The sequence below is a fragment of the Gelidibacter salicanalis genome, from assembly GCF_016469035.1.
GTDB classification, from domain to species: Bacteria; Bacteroidota; Bacteroidia; order Flavobacteriales; family Flavobacteriaceae; genus Gelidibacter; species Gelidibacter salicanalis_A.
The window spans coordinates 1-17,538 of sequence record NZ_JAEHJZ010000008.1; the positions used below are offsets into that span (position 1 = coordinate 1).

At 38.3% G+C, this 17,538-nt stretch carries 15 protein-coding genes; 8 read left to right on the top strand and 7 right to left on the bottom strand.

Annotated elements, in window-relative coordinates:
* Together JEM65_RS05140 and JEM65_RS05145 are read left to right on the top strand one after the other, a co-directional pair.
* Window positions 1–739 (top strand): reverse transcriptase domain-containing protein (locus tag JEM65_RS05140; protein WP_262895213.1); only part of this gene is annotated, 739 nt, incomplete at its 5' end.
* 378 nt (window positions 740–1,117) lie between these two features.
* Window positions 1,118–1,654, top strand: coding sequence for a DUF5004 domain-containing protein (locus JEM65_RS05145; RefSeq protein ID WP_199597778.1), 537 nt, complete (start codon window positions 1,118–1,120; stop codon window positions 1,652–1,654).
* A gap of 79 nt (window positions 1,655–1,733) precedes the next feature.
* On the opposite strand, the gene JEM65_RS05150 is transcribed toward JEM65_RS05145, so the two are convergent.
* The 3 genes from JEM65_RS05150 to JEM65_RS05160 form a co-directional block, all read right to left on the bottom strand.
* Complete coding sequence (locus tag JEM65_RS05150) at window positions 1,734–2,768, bottom strand: aldo/keto reductase (protein ID WP_199597780.1); 1,035 nt, start codon at window positions 2,766–2,768, stop codon at window positions 1,734–1,736.
* Between the two features lie 210 nt (window positions 2,769–2,978).
* Window positions 2,979–3,938: an OmpA/MotB family protein gene (locus JEM65_RS05155; protein WP_199597782.1), complete on the bottom strand. Its 960-nt coding sequence runs from the start codon at window positions 3,936–3,938 to the stop codon at window positions 2,979–2,981.
* A 96-nt stretch (window positions 3,939–4,034) separates the two neighbouring features.
* Window positions 4,035–4,820, bottom strand: coding sequence for an exodeoxyribonuclease III (locus JEM65_RS05160; protein ID WP_199597783.1), 786 nt, complete (start codon window positions 4,818–4,820; stop codon window positions 4,035–4,037).
* A 141-nt stretch (window positions 4,821–4,961) separates the two neighbouring features.
* On the opposite strand from JEM65_RS05160, the gene JEM65_RS05165 reads away from it, so the two are divergent.
* The 4 genes from JEM65_RS05165 to JEM65_RS05180 all read left to right on the top strand — a co-directional run bounded on the left by JEM65_RS05165 (window position 4,962) and on the right by JEM65_RS05180 (window position 11,208).
* Window positions 4,962–8,372: a hypothetical protein gene (locus JEM65_RS05165; protein WP_199597785.1), complete on the top strand. Its 3,411-nt coding sequence runs from the start codon at window positions 4,962–4,964 to the stop codon at window positions 8,370–8,372.
* 21 nt (window positions 8,373–8,393) lie between these two features.
* Window positions 8,394–8,549 carry a hypothetical protein gene (locus tag JEM65_RS05170; protein ID WP_199597786.1) on the top strand — a complete coding sequence of 52 codons (156 nt, stop codon included), beginning with the start codon at window positions 8,394–8,396 and terminating at the stop codon, window positions 8,547–8,549.
* 9 nt (window positions 8,550–8,558) lie between these two features.
* Window positions 8,559–10,541: a heavy metal translocating P-type ATPase gene (locus tag JEM65_RS05175; protein ID WP_199597787.1), complete on the top strand. Its 1,983-nt coding sequence runs from the start codon at window positions 8,559–8,561 to the stop codon at window positions 10,539–10,541.
* 109 nt (window positions 10,542–10,650) lie between these two features.
* Window positions 10,651–11,208: a DUF3575 domain-containing protein gene (locus JEM65_RS05180; RefSeq protein WP_199597788.1), complete on the top strand. Its 558-nt coding sequence runs from the start codon at window positions 10,651–10,653 to the stop codon at window positions 11,206–11,208.
* Between the two features lie 90 nt (window positions 11,209–11,298).
* On the opposite strand, the gene JEM65_RS05185 is transcribed toward JEM65_RS05180, so the two are convergent.
* Entirely contained in the window at window positions 11,299–12,840 is a 1,542-nt protein-coding gene (locus JEM65_RS05185) for a glycine--tRNA ligase (protein ID WP_199597789.1), read from the bottom strand.
* A gap of 63 nt (window positions 12,841–12,903) precedes the next feature.
* Complete coding sequence (locus JEM65_RS05190) at window positions 12,904–13,779, bottom strand: hypothetical protein (protein ID WP_199597791.1); 876 nt, start codon at window positions 13,777–13,779, stop codon at window positions 12,904–12,906.
* Window positions 13,780–13,966: 187 nt separating this feature from the next.
* On the opposite strand from JEM65_RS05190, the gene JEM65_RS05195 reads away from it, so the two are divergent.
* Both JEM65_RS05195 and JEM65_RS05200 read left to right on the top strand, forming a co-directional pair.
* Entirely contained in the window at window positions 13,967–14,542 is a 576-nt protein-coding gene (locus JEM65_RS05195) for a ComF family protein (RefSeq protein ID WP_233530530.1), read from the top strand.
* 53 nt (window positions 14,543–14,595) lie between these two features.
* Complete coding sequence (locus tag JEM65_RS05200; protein WP_199597795.1) at window positions 14,596–16,227, top strand: Ig-like domain-containing domain; 1,632 nt, start codon at window positions 14,596–14,598, stop codon at window positions 16,225–16,227.
* Here the strand turns inward: JEM65_RS05200 and JEM65_RS05205 are convergent.
* Together JEM65_RS05205 and JEM65_RS05210 are read right to left on the bottom strand one after the other, a co-directional pair.
* Window positions 16,187–16,966 (bottom strand): amidohydrolase, encoded by a 780-nt coding sequence (locus tag JEM65_RS05205; RefSeq protein ID WP_199597797.1) that lies wholly within the window; start codon window positions 16,964–16,966, stop codon window positions 16,187–16,189. The two genes, JEM65_RS05200 and JEM65_RS05205, sit on opposite strands and share 41 nt — an antisense overlap.
* The gene (locus tag JEM65_RS05210) at window positions 16,966–17,433 is read right to left on the bottom strand and encodes a hypothetical protein (protein WP_199597799.1); all 468 of its coding nucleotides are present in this window, start codon (window positions 17,431–17,433) and stop codon (window positions 16,966–16,968) included. Before JEM65_RS05210 ends, JEM65_RS05205 begins: the two co-directional genes overlap by 1 nt.
* Window positions 17,434–17,538: the final 105 nt, after the last annotated feature.

Sequence of the window (17,538 nt, forward strand, 5' to 3'; positions counted from 1 at the left end):
CATTCTAACCGATGGACTTCAAGAACAACGGACAAAAGGTACTCCGCAGGGAAGTCCTCTAAGCCCATTACTCTCCAACATTGTTTTAGATGAACTGGACCAAGAATTAAGCCGCAGAGGTTTGAATTTTGTCCGCTATGCCGATGATGTACAAATACTTGTAAGCAGTCAGAAGAGTGCCGAAAGAGTACAGGCAAGCGTCATGGAATTTATAGAAAACAAGATGAAACTAAGGGTAAACCGAGAAAAGAGTGGCATAAAACCGTGCTATAAGGTGAACTTCTTAGGACATAGTTTATTGCACGGAGGTAAATTGGGTCTGAGTAAATCAAGTGAACAACGTCTGAAAGACAAACTCAAAACGATAACCCACCGAAAACGAGGTGTCAGTTTTGAGCAGATCTTGAAAGAACTAACGGTTGTTGCACAAGGATGGTTGCAGTATTTTCACTTGGCACAAATGAAAAGTAAACTCATAGCAATCGAAGGATGGCTACGAAGACGGCTCAAATGTTTTAGATTAAAACAATGTAAGCGGGCCATTGGAGCAGTCAGATTCTTGCAAAAGCTAAAAGTAGCAAAGACTCTGTGTTGGCGACTGGCATTAAGCGGAAAAGGGTGGTGGCGATTGTCAAACAGCCCAGCTTCAAATATAGGAATGAATAATAACTGGTTTGTAGAACAAGGCTTTTACAGCCTCACATCCAATTATCAGAAGTTATTTTGTAACCCACTTTAAGGAAACCGCCGTACACGTAAGTACATACGGTGGTGTGAGAGGACGACAAAGTCAAGGTTTAAACTTAACTTTGTCTCCTACTTTAATGAACGATTTTAAAATCAACCTCCTGTAAGAGAATTTGAGATTTAGTTTTGCTTATTGGTAAAAAGTTGTTGGTGGAAAACACCAACAATGTCCAGTGGAAAACACCAACAACGGCCAAAATTTTTTTAAATGATTAAAACCTGTTTCTTATCTTATCGTCTTCATAATGAATGGGTCACGTCGCCATGGGGCCTCTCGGACAATTGATTTAACTTTTTATACTTTTTTAAAGCAACCTTTTGAAGTTTCTTGCATCTTATAAATGAACTTAAAAAAAAAACTACAGTAAAAATGAAAAAATTAAATGTACTCACGAAATCTTTAATGGTAATGACCACTCTTTTTCTGGTCAGTTGTAACACTGACGATGGTATAGAGTGTCCTGTCGCGTTAACAGGAGAATTGACAGCCACAGAAACGGCATTTTCTGGATCTTGGGAATTTAGCGGTCTGGTTGCAGAAGATGCATTGGACATTACTGCTGACAATACCGAAAATCCTATTAAAGATCTTTATGCGCAGTACCCTGAGTGTGACCGTGATTTAGTGTATGAATTTATGGATACTAGAGCTTATGTATATAAACAAGGCTATTTTGCTGAGGATTGCCAGAACAAACAGAGTATAACCGGAACTTGGAGTCTTACTGGTACAGTATTAACTTTTGTATCGAGTTGTGCATCTCAAAAAATTGATATTGAACTCAAAGAGGAGGGCAATTCATTCTCTTATGATGCGACTGTAAATGTGCGTGAGGTGAGCGGTAACGTCAAAACTACCAAAGTAACATTTACATTTGAAAAAACAGATAGTGCAGAGCAAGTGTAATCCAATCATGATTACAAATTATAGAAAACGCAAATCTTTAGATTCGCGTTTTCTGTTTTTAATACCGCCTAAAATTGTATTATGCAGAAGGATTTGGAATCACTTTATGTACTTCCTCAATAGCATCCAAAACCTCTTGGCTAAGAGTCAAATTAATACTTTCAATATTTTCTTTTAGTTGTGTCATGTTGGTGGCTCCAATAATATTACTGGTTACGAAGGGTTGTTGGGTTACAAAAGCCAGCGCCATTTGGGACAATTTTAAATTATGGGCCTCAGCTATCGCAAGATACTGTTTGGTAGCTTCTGTGCATGATGCACTGCTGTATCGTGCAAATCGTGTAAACAGGTTCAATCTTGAATTTTTTGAGTCTTCGCCCTTGATATATTTTCCTGATAACACCCCGCATCCCATTGGAGAATAGGCTAACAGCCCCATGTTTTCTCGCATCGCAATTTCTGCCATATCCCCTTCAAATAACCTGTTCAATAAAGAGTAGGCATTTTGTACGGTTAACATTCTTGGCAAATCATGTTGCTTAGATTCCTCTAAGTAACGCATCGTTCCCCACGCCTTTTCGTTAGAAACGCCGATATGCCTTACTTTACCTGATTTGATAATACCGTCAAACGTGTGGAGAATTTCATTAAAATTGTCCTGCCATTGGTCTTCCTCATGTTTATAATCACGTATGCCCAAAGTGTTGGTGTTACGCTCTGGCCAATGCAGTTGATAAAGATCTATATAATCTGTTTTTAAGCGTTTCAAACTATTATTGACGGCGTCCTTTAAAGCCTCCGGACTGAAGCCTGTCGTTCTAATATGTGCGGTATAGTCGCCAGGGCCTGCAATTTTAGAGGCCAATACGACTTGATCTCTATGGCCTGATTTTTCAAACCAATTGCCAATAATACGTTCTGTATCAGCATAGGTTCTGGCTTCTGAAGGAACTGGATAGAGTTCTGCCGTATCAAAAAAGTTAATGCCATGGTCTAAAGCATAACTCATTTGTTCAAAACCTTCAGCTTGGGTGTTTTGACGTCCCCACGTCATGGTGCCTAGGCATAATTTGCTGACTTTAAGATTAGTGTGTGGTAGTGTGGTGTATGTCATATCTATTTTTTGAGCGGGTAAGAATCTTTTAAAATGAATCGTTTACGAGTTCAAAGATAAAAAAAACCTTTCAGCTCTGAGAGAACGGAAAGGTTTCATATTGATAAGTGGTGTTTTTGAGTACGGTGATTCTTTACTGAAAAGGGTTTCGACTGCGCTCAACCTGACATTGATGAAAGGGTTTCGACTATGCTCAACCTGCCACTGGATTTATTCCTCGTTTAACAATTTTGAAATCTCATCCAATTTTGGTGTTAAAATCACCTCAATACGTCGGTTTTTAGCTTTGCCGTCATTGGTATCGTTGGGCGCGATTGGCGCATATTCACCCCGACCTGCTGCGGTTAAATTTTCTGGATTAATTGCTGGATTCTCTTTTAATATTTTAACGATGGCTGTGGCGCGTTTTGTGGATAAATCCCAGTTACTATCTATAACTCCAGTGCCATTATAAGGGTCATTGTCGGTATGGCCTTCAATTAAAATGGCAATTTCAGGGTTTTCTGCTAAAACAGAACCCAACTGATTAACGGCCTGTTTCCCATTGGAACCCACTGCCCAACTTCCAGATTGGAACAACAACTTGTTTTCCATCGATACATAGACCTTCCCATCGCGTTGTTCAACCGTTAAGCCTTTGCCTTCAAAGTTTGTCAGCGCTTTAGAAATGGCATTTTTAAGTTTGTTCATGGCGGCATCTTTAGAAGCGATCATACTTTCAAGTTCCGCAATCCGTTGTGAACGCGCTTCCATATCCTCTTTTAATTTTTGTAAACGGCCATTTTCAGTGGCTAATGCTTGTTCTTTAGCTTCTAATTGGGCTAATAATTCCCTGTTCTTTTTAGCATTTTCAGCAATGGCCGAAGAACTGTTCTGTTCTAAAGCTTCATAGGATTTCTGTAAATTGTCGAGACTCGTTTTAGCGGCATCATAGTCTCTTTGAAGTTGATTGCGCTTGGCCGTAGTATCGTCATAATCTCTTTGAAGCTGCATCAGTTTATTTTGAGAAACTAATAAATCTTTTTTAAGATCTGCATTTTCATCAGTAATCTCACGGTTTTCTTTCTTCAAATCAACATATTTACTCTCTAAATCTGTATAGATTTTTTTAGATACACAAGACGTTGTCAATACAAGCGTCAATACAATAAGTGACAATTTTTTAAACATGATTATCGTTTTTTTGTTGTTAGGTCTATATGTTGTAATTATTTTCGTAAATCGTAAATCGTAAATCGTAAATCGTAAATCGTGAATCCTCAATCCTCAATCCTCAATCTCAAGCAATATCGGACAATGGTCACTATGCACCGCGTCTGATAAGATAACGCTGCGTTTCAGTTTTTCTTGTAAAGGGGCGTTCACTAGGGCATAATCTAAGCGCCAACCCTTGTTTCTGGCTCTCGAATTGGCTCTGTAGCTCCACCAGGTATAATGGTCCGGTTCTTTATTAAAATGTCTAAAAGAATCTATAAAACCACGCTTCATAAAACTCCCAATCCATTGGCGTTCTACAGGAAGAAACCCAGAAACATTTGAAAGTCCTTTCGGATTATGAATGTCTATAGCTTCATGACAAATGTTATAATCGCCCAACACAATAAGGTTTGGAATGCTTGCTTTAAGCTCATCTATATAGGTTTGAAACATATCCATATAATCAAACTTGTGCTGTAATCGCGCATCATTGGTGCCTGAAGGCAGGTACAAACTCATCACTGATACCCCTTCTCCGTCTGATGATTGGGCAGGGAAATCAACACGAATATTCCGTCCTTCAAAGTCCATGGACGGAATCCCTGTACCATATTCTACATGATCTGGCTTAATTTTACTCAGTATGGCAACACCACTATAGCCTTTCTTTTGTGCACTAAACCAATAGTGGTACTTATACCCCGCATCTTCAAAAAGTCGTACATCCACTTGCTCTTTCATGGCTTTGATTTCTTGCAGGCAAATGACATCCGGATTGGCGCTTTTTAACCACTCAATAAAACCTTTGTTGAGTGCGGCACGAATACCGTTAACATTATAAGAGATAATTTTCATATGTATTTCCCATGAAAATGGGAATCTTTTAGTTAAACCTTAATATATCGGCTAAATTAAATAATACTGTACTTTTATACGATAATTTTAAAGGCATTTTAACGATTGCAATGTTGCTGCCTTTAGAAGTTAAACCATCCAATGAAAATTGCTGTTGCACTTGTTTTCTTTTTGTCCTGTTGTGGGGTGTATGCCCAGCAACCCACGTCCAATTATCGGACGAAGAAAGCAGCAGTTAAAGCCGCAATTCAAATAGACTCGGTAAGTATCAATTCGAGTCAGTTTACTTTAAAAACCAAAGATGGAATAGCCATAGACAGTTCTTATTATACCATTGATTTCTCAAAAGCGCTATTGACCTTTAAAAGACCAATTGCCACGGATTCTGTAATCATCAATTATTTGAGGTATCCAGATTTTATCACCCGTAAATATTTTCAGCTGGACGATAAGATTATTGTTGATAATACAGATAATATCCAGCAATTGTACCGGTTGCAACAATCCACCTTGACCAGAAATTTTACACCCTTTGATGGGTTGACCTCCTCAGGAAGTATTTCAAGAGGCGTGACTATTGGAAGCAATCAGAATTCCGTTTTAAACAGCGAACTGGATCTTCAAATTTCAGGAAAGTTGAGTGATAAAGTTTCTTTGCGAGCTTCCATTCAGGATGCCAATATCCCCTTGCAAGAGAGTGGCTATTCTCAGCGATTGGACGAGTTTGATCAGGTTTTTATTGAATTGTTTAGTGACGATTGGCGTATTAGGGCAGGAGATATTGATTTGATCAATACCAATTCCTATTTTACGAGTTTCAGTAAACGTGTTCAAGGATTGTTTGTAGAAGTTGATTTAGACCATGACGCCTCCAAAACTAATCTTTTTGCTGCAGGAGCTTTAGTGCGGGGCCAATTTACCACCAGTCAATTTACGGCGCAAGAAGGCAACCAGGGGCCTTATAAATTACGTGGCCCAAATAATGAATTGTATGTGTTGGTGATTTCTGGGAGCGAAACGGTTTACGTGAACGGAACACCTATAAAACGTGGAGAAAATCAAGATTACACCATCGATTATAACGCAGGGGAGATTATTTTCAATCCCACCTTTCCGATAACTTCCGAAATGCGGATCACGGTAGATTACCAGTTTAGTGAACGTAATTTCTCTAGATTTACAGTGTTTGGAGGCGGTGGTTATGAAACTGAGAAATTCAAGATTGGCGCTTCAGTCTATTCCGAAGTCGATTCTAAAAATCAACCCCTACAACAAAACCTTTCACCAGATCAGGTTCATATTTTAGCCAATGCTGGCGATGAATCTTCCTTAATGGTAGCACCTTCTGGTGTGCCTGAAGTATATAACGAAAACCGGATTTTATACCGAAAGGAGGTTGTTGGCGGGGCGGAAGTGTACGTGTTTTCAAGCAATCCTGAAGACGAATTGTACAGTGTAAAATTTCGTCTGGTGGGTGAAAATCAAGGTGATTATGTATTAGTAAATAGCAATGCGGTTTCCAATATCTATGAATATCTAGCGCCAGAATCTGGGGTTTCTCAAGGTAATTATGCGCCTATTGTGAAATTGATTGCGCCTACAAAATTGCAAGTCGCCGTGGTAAACGGCACCTATCAACCTACAGAACGTACGGAAATTTATTTTGAAGCCGCAGGAAGTAAAAATGATTTAAATCTCTTTTCTGATCTGGACGATGCCAATAATGATGGTTTTGCCGGAAAGCTACGTGTGAGACAGGATATTATCAAAACAGACAGCTTATGGAATCTTTCCGCTATTCTTGATGCAGATGTCATTCAAGACGATTTCAAAACAATCCAACGTTTATATGACGCTGAATTTAGTAGAGATTGGAACTTGGAGATGCCACTAGGGAATCAAAATTTGTTGACTGTCGGTCTAGAACTTTTCAATCCAAACCATGGATTTGCATCCTATAAATTTGAGCACCTTACCTATTCTGAAAATTTTAATGGCAACCGCCACAGCGCATTTGCCAGCTTGAAATTCGGAAAATGGCAATTGTTTACCAACACTAGTGTTTTGAAGAGTAAAAGCAATCGCTCTGAATCCACATTTTTAAGAACATTTAATAGCGTCACCTACAATTTTGGAAAGCAGTGGGTCGGCACCAAACTGGCAGCGGAAGACAATGAGCAACACGACATTGTAACCGATCAATTAGCCGTATTGAGTCAGCGTTTTAAATCGGCTGAAGTATTTTACGGCATTGGTGATAGTACCACTGTATTTGCAGAAGTGGGCTATAAACATCGGGTCAATGATAGTTTAAGAAGCAATAGCCTAGAAAAAGTAAGCAGCTCAAATACCTATTATTTTAAGTCTAAACTTATCCAAAACACGACTACTGATTTGGGGGTGTTTATCAATTATCGGACATTAAAATCTGTGGATAGGTCTATTCAGGATGAACAATCCTTAAATTCTCGGATGACGTTTAACAAGCAATTGTTTGATCAAATCGTGCAATGGAACACCGTTTTTGAAACCAATGCGGGGAGTCTGCCACAACAGGATTTTACCTATGTTAGAGTTGAGCCCGGGCAAGGAGCCTACACTTGGATAGACTATAATGACAACGGTGTACAAGAGCTCAATGAGTTTGAAACCGCACAATTTCAAGATCAAGGAGAATATATCCGGGTGTTACTGCCTAATCAAGTGTTTGTAAAAACGCATCAAAATAGGCTGAGTCAAACGCTTACCATCAATCCGCAGCAGTGGGGTGTAAATGAAGATGGGGTTAAAAAATTCTGGTCTCATTTTTATAACCAAACCTCGTATTTGGTAGATCGGAAAATAAACAGAGAGGAGAACACTTTTGATCTCAACCCATTTGCAAAAGCTGATGACCGGCAATTGGCATTAAACAAAAGCGTCAGGAATGTCCTGTTTTTTAACCGAGGGAAACAACACTACACCACATCCTATACTTTTTTAAGCAATACAGCAAGAAACTTGCTTTCTATAGGGTTTCAAGAAAGTAAGCTGAAAAGTCATCAACTTAATTTCAATCATAAGTTTGCCGAGAGTTGGCTTTTAAATGTAAAGGGCAGTTCAGAAGAAAATGAGAGTTTGAGTGAAAATTTTGTATCCCGAAATTATCAAATTGAAGAGGCACGTGTAAAGCCAAAACTGTCCTATCTTCTCAACGAAAATGTACGTTTTGACGTGTTTTATCAATATACTTCCAAAGATAATACTATAGGCCATATGGAACGTTTGCTCCAAAACAATTTCGGAATGTCATTCACCTATAATAACGCTCAAAAACTAGGGCTTACTGGGGAAGTCAATTTTTTTGACAACACTTTTACAGGGAACGCGAACACGCCAGTGTCGTATCAAATATTGGAAGGATTACAAGCCGGGAAAAATTTCACATGGACCTTGTTGGCACAGAAAAAATTGACCGCATTTTTAGATTTAAATTTTAATTATTTCGGACGTAAAACGGAAACTTCCAAAACAATTCATACAGGCACCGTTCAGTTAAAAGCATATTTTTAGTAATGTCAAAATGCAATTACTGTGTATACGTGTTTAAAGGCATTTCGTTCTCTAACTTCACTTCTAAGCATTGTGGTCAACGTGTTAAATTCAGTACCTTTGAAAAATAAAAAAATAGTTATGGATGGTACCTATATGCTGCTCAATGAAGCAGATGGTGGCGGACATTCCCATTAAAATTTATCTATGGCAGAGCATTCTAAGGACAACCATGATCATTCACATGATCACGATGGTGTTTTCGGTAAACGGACAGAATTATATTTCTCAATACTATGTGGCGTCTTTCTATTAATAGGCTTTTTAATCCAAACGCTCGGATCTGAAGCCCAATCCATGTGGTTGTATCTCACGCCTTTTATCATTTCTTATGCTTTTGGTGGCTATTATATTACCATTGAAGCCTACGATAAAATCAAGCAAGGAGGCTTCGAAATTGACTTTCTAATGATTGCGGCGGCTATAGGAGCGGCCTATATTGGAAGTTGGGCAGAAGGTGCATTACTGTTGTTTTTATTCAGTTTGGGGCATGCCTTGGAAAGTTACGCCATGAATAAGGCTAAAAAATCTATTGAAGCTTTAGGAGATTTAAGTCCGAAGACGGCATTGCGGAAGCGCGATGGGAAAATTGAAGAAGTTCCCGTTGAAGAATTGAAGATTAATGACATTATTGTAGTCAAGCCTAATTCTAAAATTTCGGCAGATGGTGTGATTATTAAAGGGAGCAGCGCCATTAATCAGGCGTCTATTACTGGAGAAAGTATGCCCATTGATAAAACCGAAATTGCATCTATTGATAATCTGCCTCAATTCACAGATATCGATGCCTCAAATGTTGTTTTTACAGGAACCATCAATGGCGACGGCAGTATTGAAGTGCTTGTGCTTAAATTAAGCCATGATTCTACCGTGGCACGCCTTATTAAAATGGTGAGTGAGGTAGAAACCCAAAAGTCGCCTACCCAACGCATGACCAAAAAGTTTGAAAAGTGGTATGTGCCTATTGTCATTTTGGTTGTGATGCTACTGTGTTTTGCCTACTTAGTGGTTGACGAACCTTTTGGAGACAGTTTGTATCGCGCTATTACAGTGTTGGTGGCGGGAAGCCCTTGTGCCTTGGCCATATCAACACCGAGTGCCGTGTTAAGTGGTATTGCAAGAGCAGCGCAAAAAGGCGTGTTAATTAAAGGCGGGAAAGCGTTGGAAGATCTGGGTTCTATTACCACCATTGCATTTGATAAAACCGGAACACTGACAGAAGGCAAACCTAAACTTACAAACCTAGTGCCTTATAAGTATACCGAAACCGGTCTAGCGCGCCTAGTGTTTGAAGTGGAGAGTTTGAGTAACCATCCGCTGGCAAAGGCTATTGCTAAAGATTTGAAGTTACTCTATGTCTTGGATCATGAAAACATGGCATCTAACATCAATGCTATTCAAGGTAAGGGGATTAGTGCTACATTTAAGGAAAAGACAGTATATATAGGGAATGAAAAATTAATGACCGATGAGGGTATGACCATTGCTCCTGAATTGCGTTCAGAAATGAAAGGCATGCTACAAGGCGGGCATACTGCTATGTTAGTGGCGTATAATAATGAAGTTGTCGGGCTAATTAGTGTGATGGATGTGCCAAGAAAGACTGCTGTTGCCACTTTAAAAAGGTTAAAAGAAATCGGCATCAAACGGATGGTGATGCTTACAGGAGATCATCAAAATGTTGGAGATGCCATAGCCCAACAAATTGGGTTGACTGAAGCCAAAGGTAACTTGCTTCCAGAAGACAAAGTTGACGCTATTAAAGGTTTGATGAAACGTGATGGAAAAATTGCCATGGTAGGCGATGGTGTGAATGATGCGCCTGCCATGGCTTACAGTACTGTAAGTGTGGCCATGGGTGCGGCAGGAAGTGATGTGGCCTTAGAAACTGCAGACGTAGCGCTAATGTCTGATAAAATTGAAATGTTACCCTTTGTAATTGGTTTGAGTAGAGCGTCCAAACGGATTATTACCCAAAACATTTGGATCAGCATGGGCGTTGTCGCCTTATTGGTGCCTACTACTATTTTAGATTTGACCAACATTGGGCTGGCAGTCGCTTTTCATGAAGGGTCTACCTTAGTGGTTGTTATTAATGCGCTGCGCTTATTGGCGTATTCTGAAAAATAAGTGGACACTATTTTTTATTCGTACAACAAAAAAACTTTTTTGGACGTAATTTTTCATATATATTGCATTTCTAAAATATGCACCCTTAAAGATTTTAAAACGCTTTCTTATGAAAAATTATGTTGTTGTATTCCTGATGCTTTTTGCAGTTGTGGGTGCTCAAGCTCAAAATGATAGTATCAAGAAAAATAATTTTGGTAAAAACGAACTTAAATTAAACGCTGTGTTTCTTTTATTTGGATCTTTTGAGCCAAGTTATGAATATAATCTAACAGAGCAGTCCTCTATTGGGGTTTCAGCCTTTCTTCCATTTGATGAAACGAATTTTGAGATGGATATTAACTATTATATCTCCCCTTATTACCGCATTTTTTTTGGCAGAAAATATGCCGCAGGTTTTTTTCTTGAAGGTTTTGGAATGTTAAATTCCATTGAACAAAAATTATATATAACCTCCACTGAAGGTAATTATAATTATAGGGATGAAGACGTTACCGATTTTGCTTTGGGTTTTGGCGTGGGTGGAAAATGGGTTACTACTGGAGGATTTGTATTTGAGGTCAATGGGGGAATCGGCAGGAATTTTTTTAACACCAATAGTTCAGAATACTACGATTACTCTCCTATAGTAGGGAAATTCGGATTTAATTTAGGCTACCGCTTTTAAAGACTTCCTAAAACATAAAAATCCAAACTCCAATAGCTCAGTATTGGAATTTGGATTTTAGGTATTAAAATTACTGTGTAAGCAGGACTGTTACATTTTCTTTAACCACGTTTTTACATCAACTTCTTGATGGATTATCTCGCGTAGGTCTTCAATTTTAACGCGTGTTTGTTCCATCGTGTCTCTATGACGAATGGTTACCGTTTGGTCTTCTAAAGTGTCATGATCTACAGTAATACAAAACGGTGTCCCGTTGGCATCTTGGCGTCTATAACGTCTGCCCACAGCATCTTTTTCATCATACGTCACATTGAAATCCCACTTCAAATCGTCCATAATTTGGCGTGCAATCTCTGGTAAACCATCTTTCTTTACCAATGGTAAAATTGCAGCTTTAACGGGTGCTAAAACGGATGGTAACTTTAATACTGTTCTTGTGGTATTGTTTTCCAACTCTTCTTCAACCAAAGCATTTGAAAACACTGCTAAAAACATTCGATCCAAACCAATCGACGTTTCTAGTACATAAGGTGTGTAACTTTCATTCGTTTCGTGATCAAAATACTGAAGTTTTTTGCCTGAAAATTCTTCGTGCTGTTTTAAATCGAAATCGGTTCTAGAATGGATACCTTCCAATTCCTTAAACCCGAATGGGAATTTAAATTCAATGTCCGTAGCCGCATCAGCATAATGTGCCAATTTCTCATGGTCATGGAAACGGTAATTCTCGGTGCCCATCCCTAAAGATAAATGCCACTTCATGCGCGCTTCTTTCCAGTGCTCAAACCATTCTTTTTGGGTGCCTGGTTTAATGAAGAACTGCATTTCCATTTGTTCAAACTCACGCATTCTAAAAATAAACTGTCTTGCCACAATCTCATTTCTGAACGCTTTGCCTGTTTGTGCAATTCCAAAAGGAATCTTCATACGTCCAGATTTTTGAACGTTTAGGAAGTTAACAAAAATACCTTGGGCGGTTTCTGGACGGAGGTATAAATCCATCGCACTTTCTGCTGAAGCTCCTAATTTGGTGCCAAACATCAAGTTGAACTGTTTTACTTCAGTCCAATTTCTACTCCCCGTTAACGGATCAGCTATTTCTAATTCCTCAATAAGCGCTTTTACGTCGGCTAAATCTTCAGATTCTAAAGATTTTGCCATACGCGACAGGATGGTTTTTATTTTATCGTAATAGCCAACAACTCTAGGGTTGGTGGTTATGAATTCTTCTTTATTGAAAGCCTCTCCAAAACGTTTGGCAGCTTTATCAACTTCCTTGTCAATTTTACCTTCAATTTTAGCGCAATAGTCTTCAATTAAAACATCTGCACGGTAACGTTTTTTAGAATCTTTATTGTCTATTAAAGGGTCGTTAAATGCATCAACGTGTCCTGACGCTTTCCAAGTGGTTGGATGCATAAAAATTGAGGCGTCAATGCCTACAATGTTATCATGCATTTGTACCATGGCTTTCCACCAGTAGTCACGTATGTTTTTCTTTAATTCAGCCCCATTTTGTGCGTAGTCATAAACTGCACTTAGGCCGTCGTATATTTCACTACTCTGAAATACATATCCGTATTCCTTGGCATGAGATACAACTTTTTTAAATTGGTCGTCCTGATTTGTCATAACTGCAAAAATAGAAAACCGTACCAATTAAAGGAACGGATTCTATAAATATATTTTTTGGATTTAGTCTAAAACAACTTGGGTGCTGCCAAGTTTGCGGTCTTTGTGGAACACCGAGACATAATACACGCCTTTTATAAAAGGTTTATCATTGTGTCGTGCCTCTATATTGGTGCAAACATCAATGACCTTGTTATTGTAATTGATGTGCTGCTTGTTACTATAAAAAAGCAGGAACTCACCAAATTGAGCGGTGCCTTTATCGGCAATGACATTGTTTAGCGGATTCAAGATTTGAATGTAAAGTTCTTTTGCTCCTTTTTCAGTCAGTGTGTTTTCCGCCAATGTAAAGCAAACTTCGAAGCGGTTGGCCTGTGATGCTTTTGTGGTTTCTTTAGTCTCAGATTTGAACGCTTTTGCATGGAAAGAATTTGCGGTTAATAACGCGCCCTTTTTAATGGTCTTTTTCAGAGATGCATTAAGTGTTGAAAGCGATTTATTTGCATTTTTTTGTTGGTCTAGCTTATCATCACTCAATATTTTATCTCGTTTTAAACGGTCGTTTAAAACCGTTAGGGAATCGACGGTTTTAAAAAGGAAATTATTTCTGGATTTAAGTTCATAAAATTCAGTTTTGAAGCGTGCAAAGACGGAGAAGTCACTCTTAAGGAGTCTTAATTTCTCTAGAGCAGATGTGGTGTGTTTTTTAGCGACAAGAAGTTGCTGGGAAAGTATGACACTACTTTCTGTTATCTCATCGTAGTTTTCCAGCATTTGAGACAACTCGCCTTCCACCAGTTTTTTCTCTTGTTCCAAAAATTGTTGCTGTGTTTTTTCGGTTTCGTAAGTGGTAAAACCAAATACGCTTAAACTGACTACTGCAACAATCAATGAACCAATAATGAGTTTGTAGTTAAATAATTGAGGGTTAACTATCATTATTATGTATTAAGGGAAATAAGATTAATTAATTTTATGAATTTATATATTAATTTTGTTTCAGCTAATTTTAATCGACTAAATGGTAAAAAATTTGTTAAACTTGTTTTTTCCGAAGATTTGTCTGTCATGTGAGTGCCAGTTGGAGGATAATGAACTACACATATGTACAGTATGTAGGCATGAATTGCCTCTGACTGATTTTGAAAATATTCAAGAAAATGAAGTCACCAAAATTCTGTACGGACGGGTGCAGCTAAGCTATGCCTCATCCTTATTATGGTTTTCAAAAAAAGGCATTGTACAAAGGCTGCTCCATAACTTAAAATACAAGGGGCATGAAGAGGTTGGTGAGTTTTTGGGCCAATGGCTGGGAGAAGAGCTGTACCATCACCCGGGTTTTAAATTGGTTGATGTTGTCATACCTGTGCCCTTGCACTCCAAACGTCTGCGACAACGCGGGTATAATCAAGTCCATAAATTTGGAAAGGAAATTGCTCAGGCTTTAAACTGCGATTTTAATACCAGCGTTTTACAAAAGACGAAAGCCACCAAGACACAAGTTTTTAAAGATCGATTAAGACGTTGGAACGCTGATGATAGCGTGTTTTCTGTAACTGAATACGAGAGTTTAAAAGGAAAACATATTTTATTGGTGGACGATATTATTACTACCGGTGCAACTCTCGAGACTTGTGCTAATGTGTTGTTGAAAATTGAAGGTGTTACATTAAGTGTGGCCACAATGGCAATTGCCGAGTAATTTTTTCGTTTCAACTAAATATGTCGTTAATTTGCTAAAATTTTTATTTGCTGATGTTTAAGAGCTATTATAAACTATTTCTATTTTTCGGAATTCTTGTAACCCTTGTCAATTGCGCCAATAGAGGGACACCTTCCGGAGGCGAAAAAGACACACAAGCTCCAAGAATAGTTAGATCATCACCAGAGAATTACACGACAAATTTTAAGGGTACGGAAATAAAGATCTATTTTGACGAATATATCAAGATCAAGAACGTCCAAAAACAGCTGATCATTTCTCCTCCAATGGATCCACAACCAGATGTTTTTCCTCTTGGAAGTGCAAGCAAATTCATTACCATAAAAATTAACGACACTTTACAGGCCAATACAACCTATGCTTTTAATTTTGGACAAAGCATCGTGGACAACAATGAAGAAAATCCGTATTCTTATTACAAATACGTGTTGTCTACGGGCAATTACATAGATTCACTCTCTGTAAAAGGTGCCATTATTGATGCTGAAAAACGCGAGCCAGAAAAGTTTGTGACGGTCATGCTCTACGAGGTCGATTCGACCTACTCAGATTCTACAATTTATAAGAAGCAGCCTAAATACGTGACCAATACGTTAGATAGTGTGAGCACTTTTAGTATTGATAATATCAAGGCAGGCAAATACCGTTTGGTCGCTTTAAAAGATGAGAACGGAAATTATACCTATCAACAGAAGTCGGATAAAATCGGGTTTTACGATAAGGAGATTACGGTACCAACTGATTCGTTTTATGAAATAAAGTTATTTAAGGAAATTCCTGAGTTCAAGGTAGAACGTCCATTGCAAGTAGCGAAACAAAAAATTGAATTTGGATTTCGAGGCGATTATAAAAATACAAGCATAGAAATGATGGGCGAAAAACCATCGGGTTTTGAACATCGCATTCTTAAAGATTCACAAAAGGACACGCTCTACTATTGGTACAAACCAAATGTGGAGATGGACACCACTTATTTTGTGGTAAAGAACAATTCCTACACGGATACCTTAAAACATCGTTTTAGAGATTTAAAAGTAGATTCTCTAAATATAAAACCTACGGTTACAGGTGCTGTCAATTTTGATGATGATTTCTCCATTGAAGCCAATGTTCCTCTTGAGCTGCTAGATGAAAGCAAAGTGACAATAATCGATAAAGATTCCGTTAGTATAGCATTTAGAACAGAATTTGATACCCTTAAAAATAGGTTTCACTTTAAGTTTGATAAAACAGAAGCCAATGCTTACAAAATAGAGATGTTGCCAACAGCCATCACGGATTTCTTCGGAACTGTAAATGACACCTTAAGGTATGAGTTTAAGACGAAGAAGTTTTCTGAACTCTCTGATGTTCGCGTGACTTTGATAGATGCTGTGTATCCTGTCATTGTACAGCTGACAGATGATAAAGGTGTGGTGAAGTATGAACAGTATGCAGAAGCACCCCGATTGTTTGATTTTAGGCACATCAATCCGTCAAATTATTATTTGCGGGTGGTGTATGACAGCAATGGGAATCGAAAATGGGATACGGGAGGTTATCTAAAGAAAGTCCAACCTGAGCGTATCAGTTATTATACTGAGCAAGTAGAGGCCAGAGCTGGATGGGATACCGTGTATACATTTACTTTATTAAAAACTGATCCTGATCCGATAGAAAACTAAGCTTGTTTCTATAGGTCGCGATAGCTTTCTTTCTTAATTCTACAACTTCAATAGCTTCTTCATTCACAGGAATGCTGTCTAATTTGTTGCCTAACACATCATAGGCTGCAGAATGGCCTGAATAATCGTGATTGTTATGGTCTGTACCCACTCTGTTTACGCCCACACAGTAGCTCATGTTTTCAATGGCACGCGCTTTTAATAAGGTATCCCAAGCCGTCATACGCAAGGTTGGCCAATTGGCTATATAAATAAGAAGATCGTAATGTTCCACGTTTCTAGACCACACCGGGAATCTCAGGTCATAACAAACTAACGGACAGATTTTCCAGCCTTTATAGTCTACAATGAGCTTTTTACTGCCAGATGTATAGATTTTATCTTCTCCTGCAAGTGTGAAGGTATGACGCTTATCATAATGTTCTAATGTACCATTGGGATGCACAAAAACCATCCGATTATAGAAGTTGCCGTTCTCTTCAATGACTAAACTTCCGGTAATGGCAATTTGATTTTTGCTAGCTAAATATTTTAGCCAGGTAATGGATTTCCCTTCCATGGTTTCTGCAATATGGGAAGGGTTCATGGTAAAGCCAGAAGTAAACATTTCAGGCAATACCACCAAATCTACGGCATCATCTAGCGCATCTATTTTTTTTGAAAAATCAGCTCTGTTCTGCGCCGGATTTTCCCACACTAACTGAGATTGTATAAGGGCAATATTTAAAACCTCAGACACTATGAGCGTCTAAGGTTTTTTGTTGCCTTGTCTAAATCTTTTTTATAGCGTTCTAAATTCCTAAGCCATTTTGCTTCATCGTTGGGAGACAGTTTTCCTCTCATCTTGAGTTTCTCATATTTCTCCTGATTTTGCTCAAGTCTTTTTGCGGCTTTCTCAAATTTACTCTGTGCTATTTGTTTCCTTTTTAAGTCTTTTACAGCTTTTTTTTGTGCCTTATCAGATTTTTTAGCGGCATTTTCCAATTTCTTTCTAACATTCTCAGCGTCTTTAATCTCTTTGGCTTGATTTCTTAAGGTTTTGAAAATGGCATCCTTTTCTGCTGGAGCGAGAGTAGCTGTAATGTCTATCCCATCCTTAAACACAGCTTTTCCCTTAACTTCATAAGCTTTTCCGTTACTAATTACTTCTTGAGCATTCACGAAAGTTCCTAAGCTTAAAAACAGTACTAGTATCCAAATTTTCATAATACACTTTTTAGGTTTTTTCTATACCGCATAGCTGCTTAAAACAGAGTCATATACCTGCGGTTAGAACCTTGTAAAAGTAGTGAATTTATGGGTCAATATCGA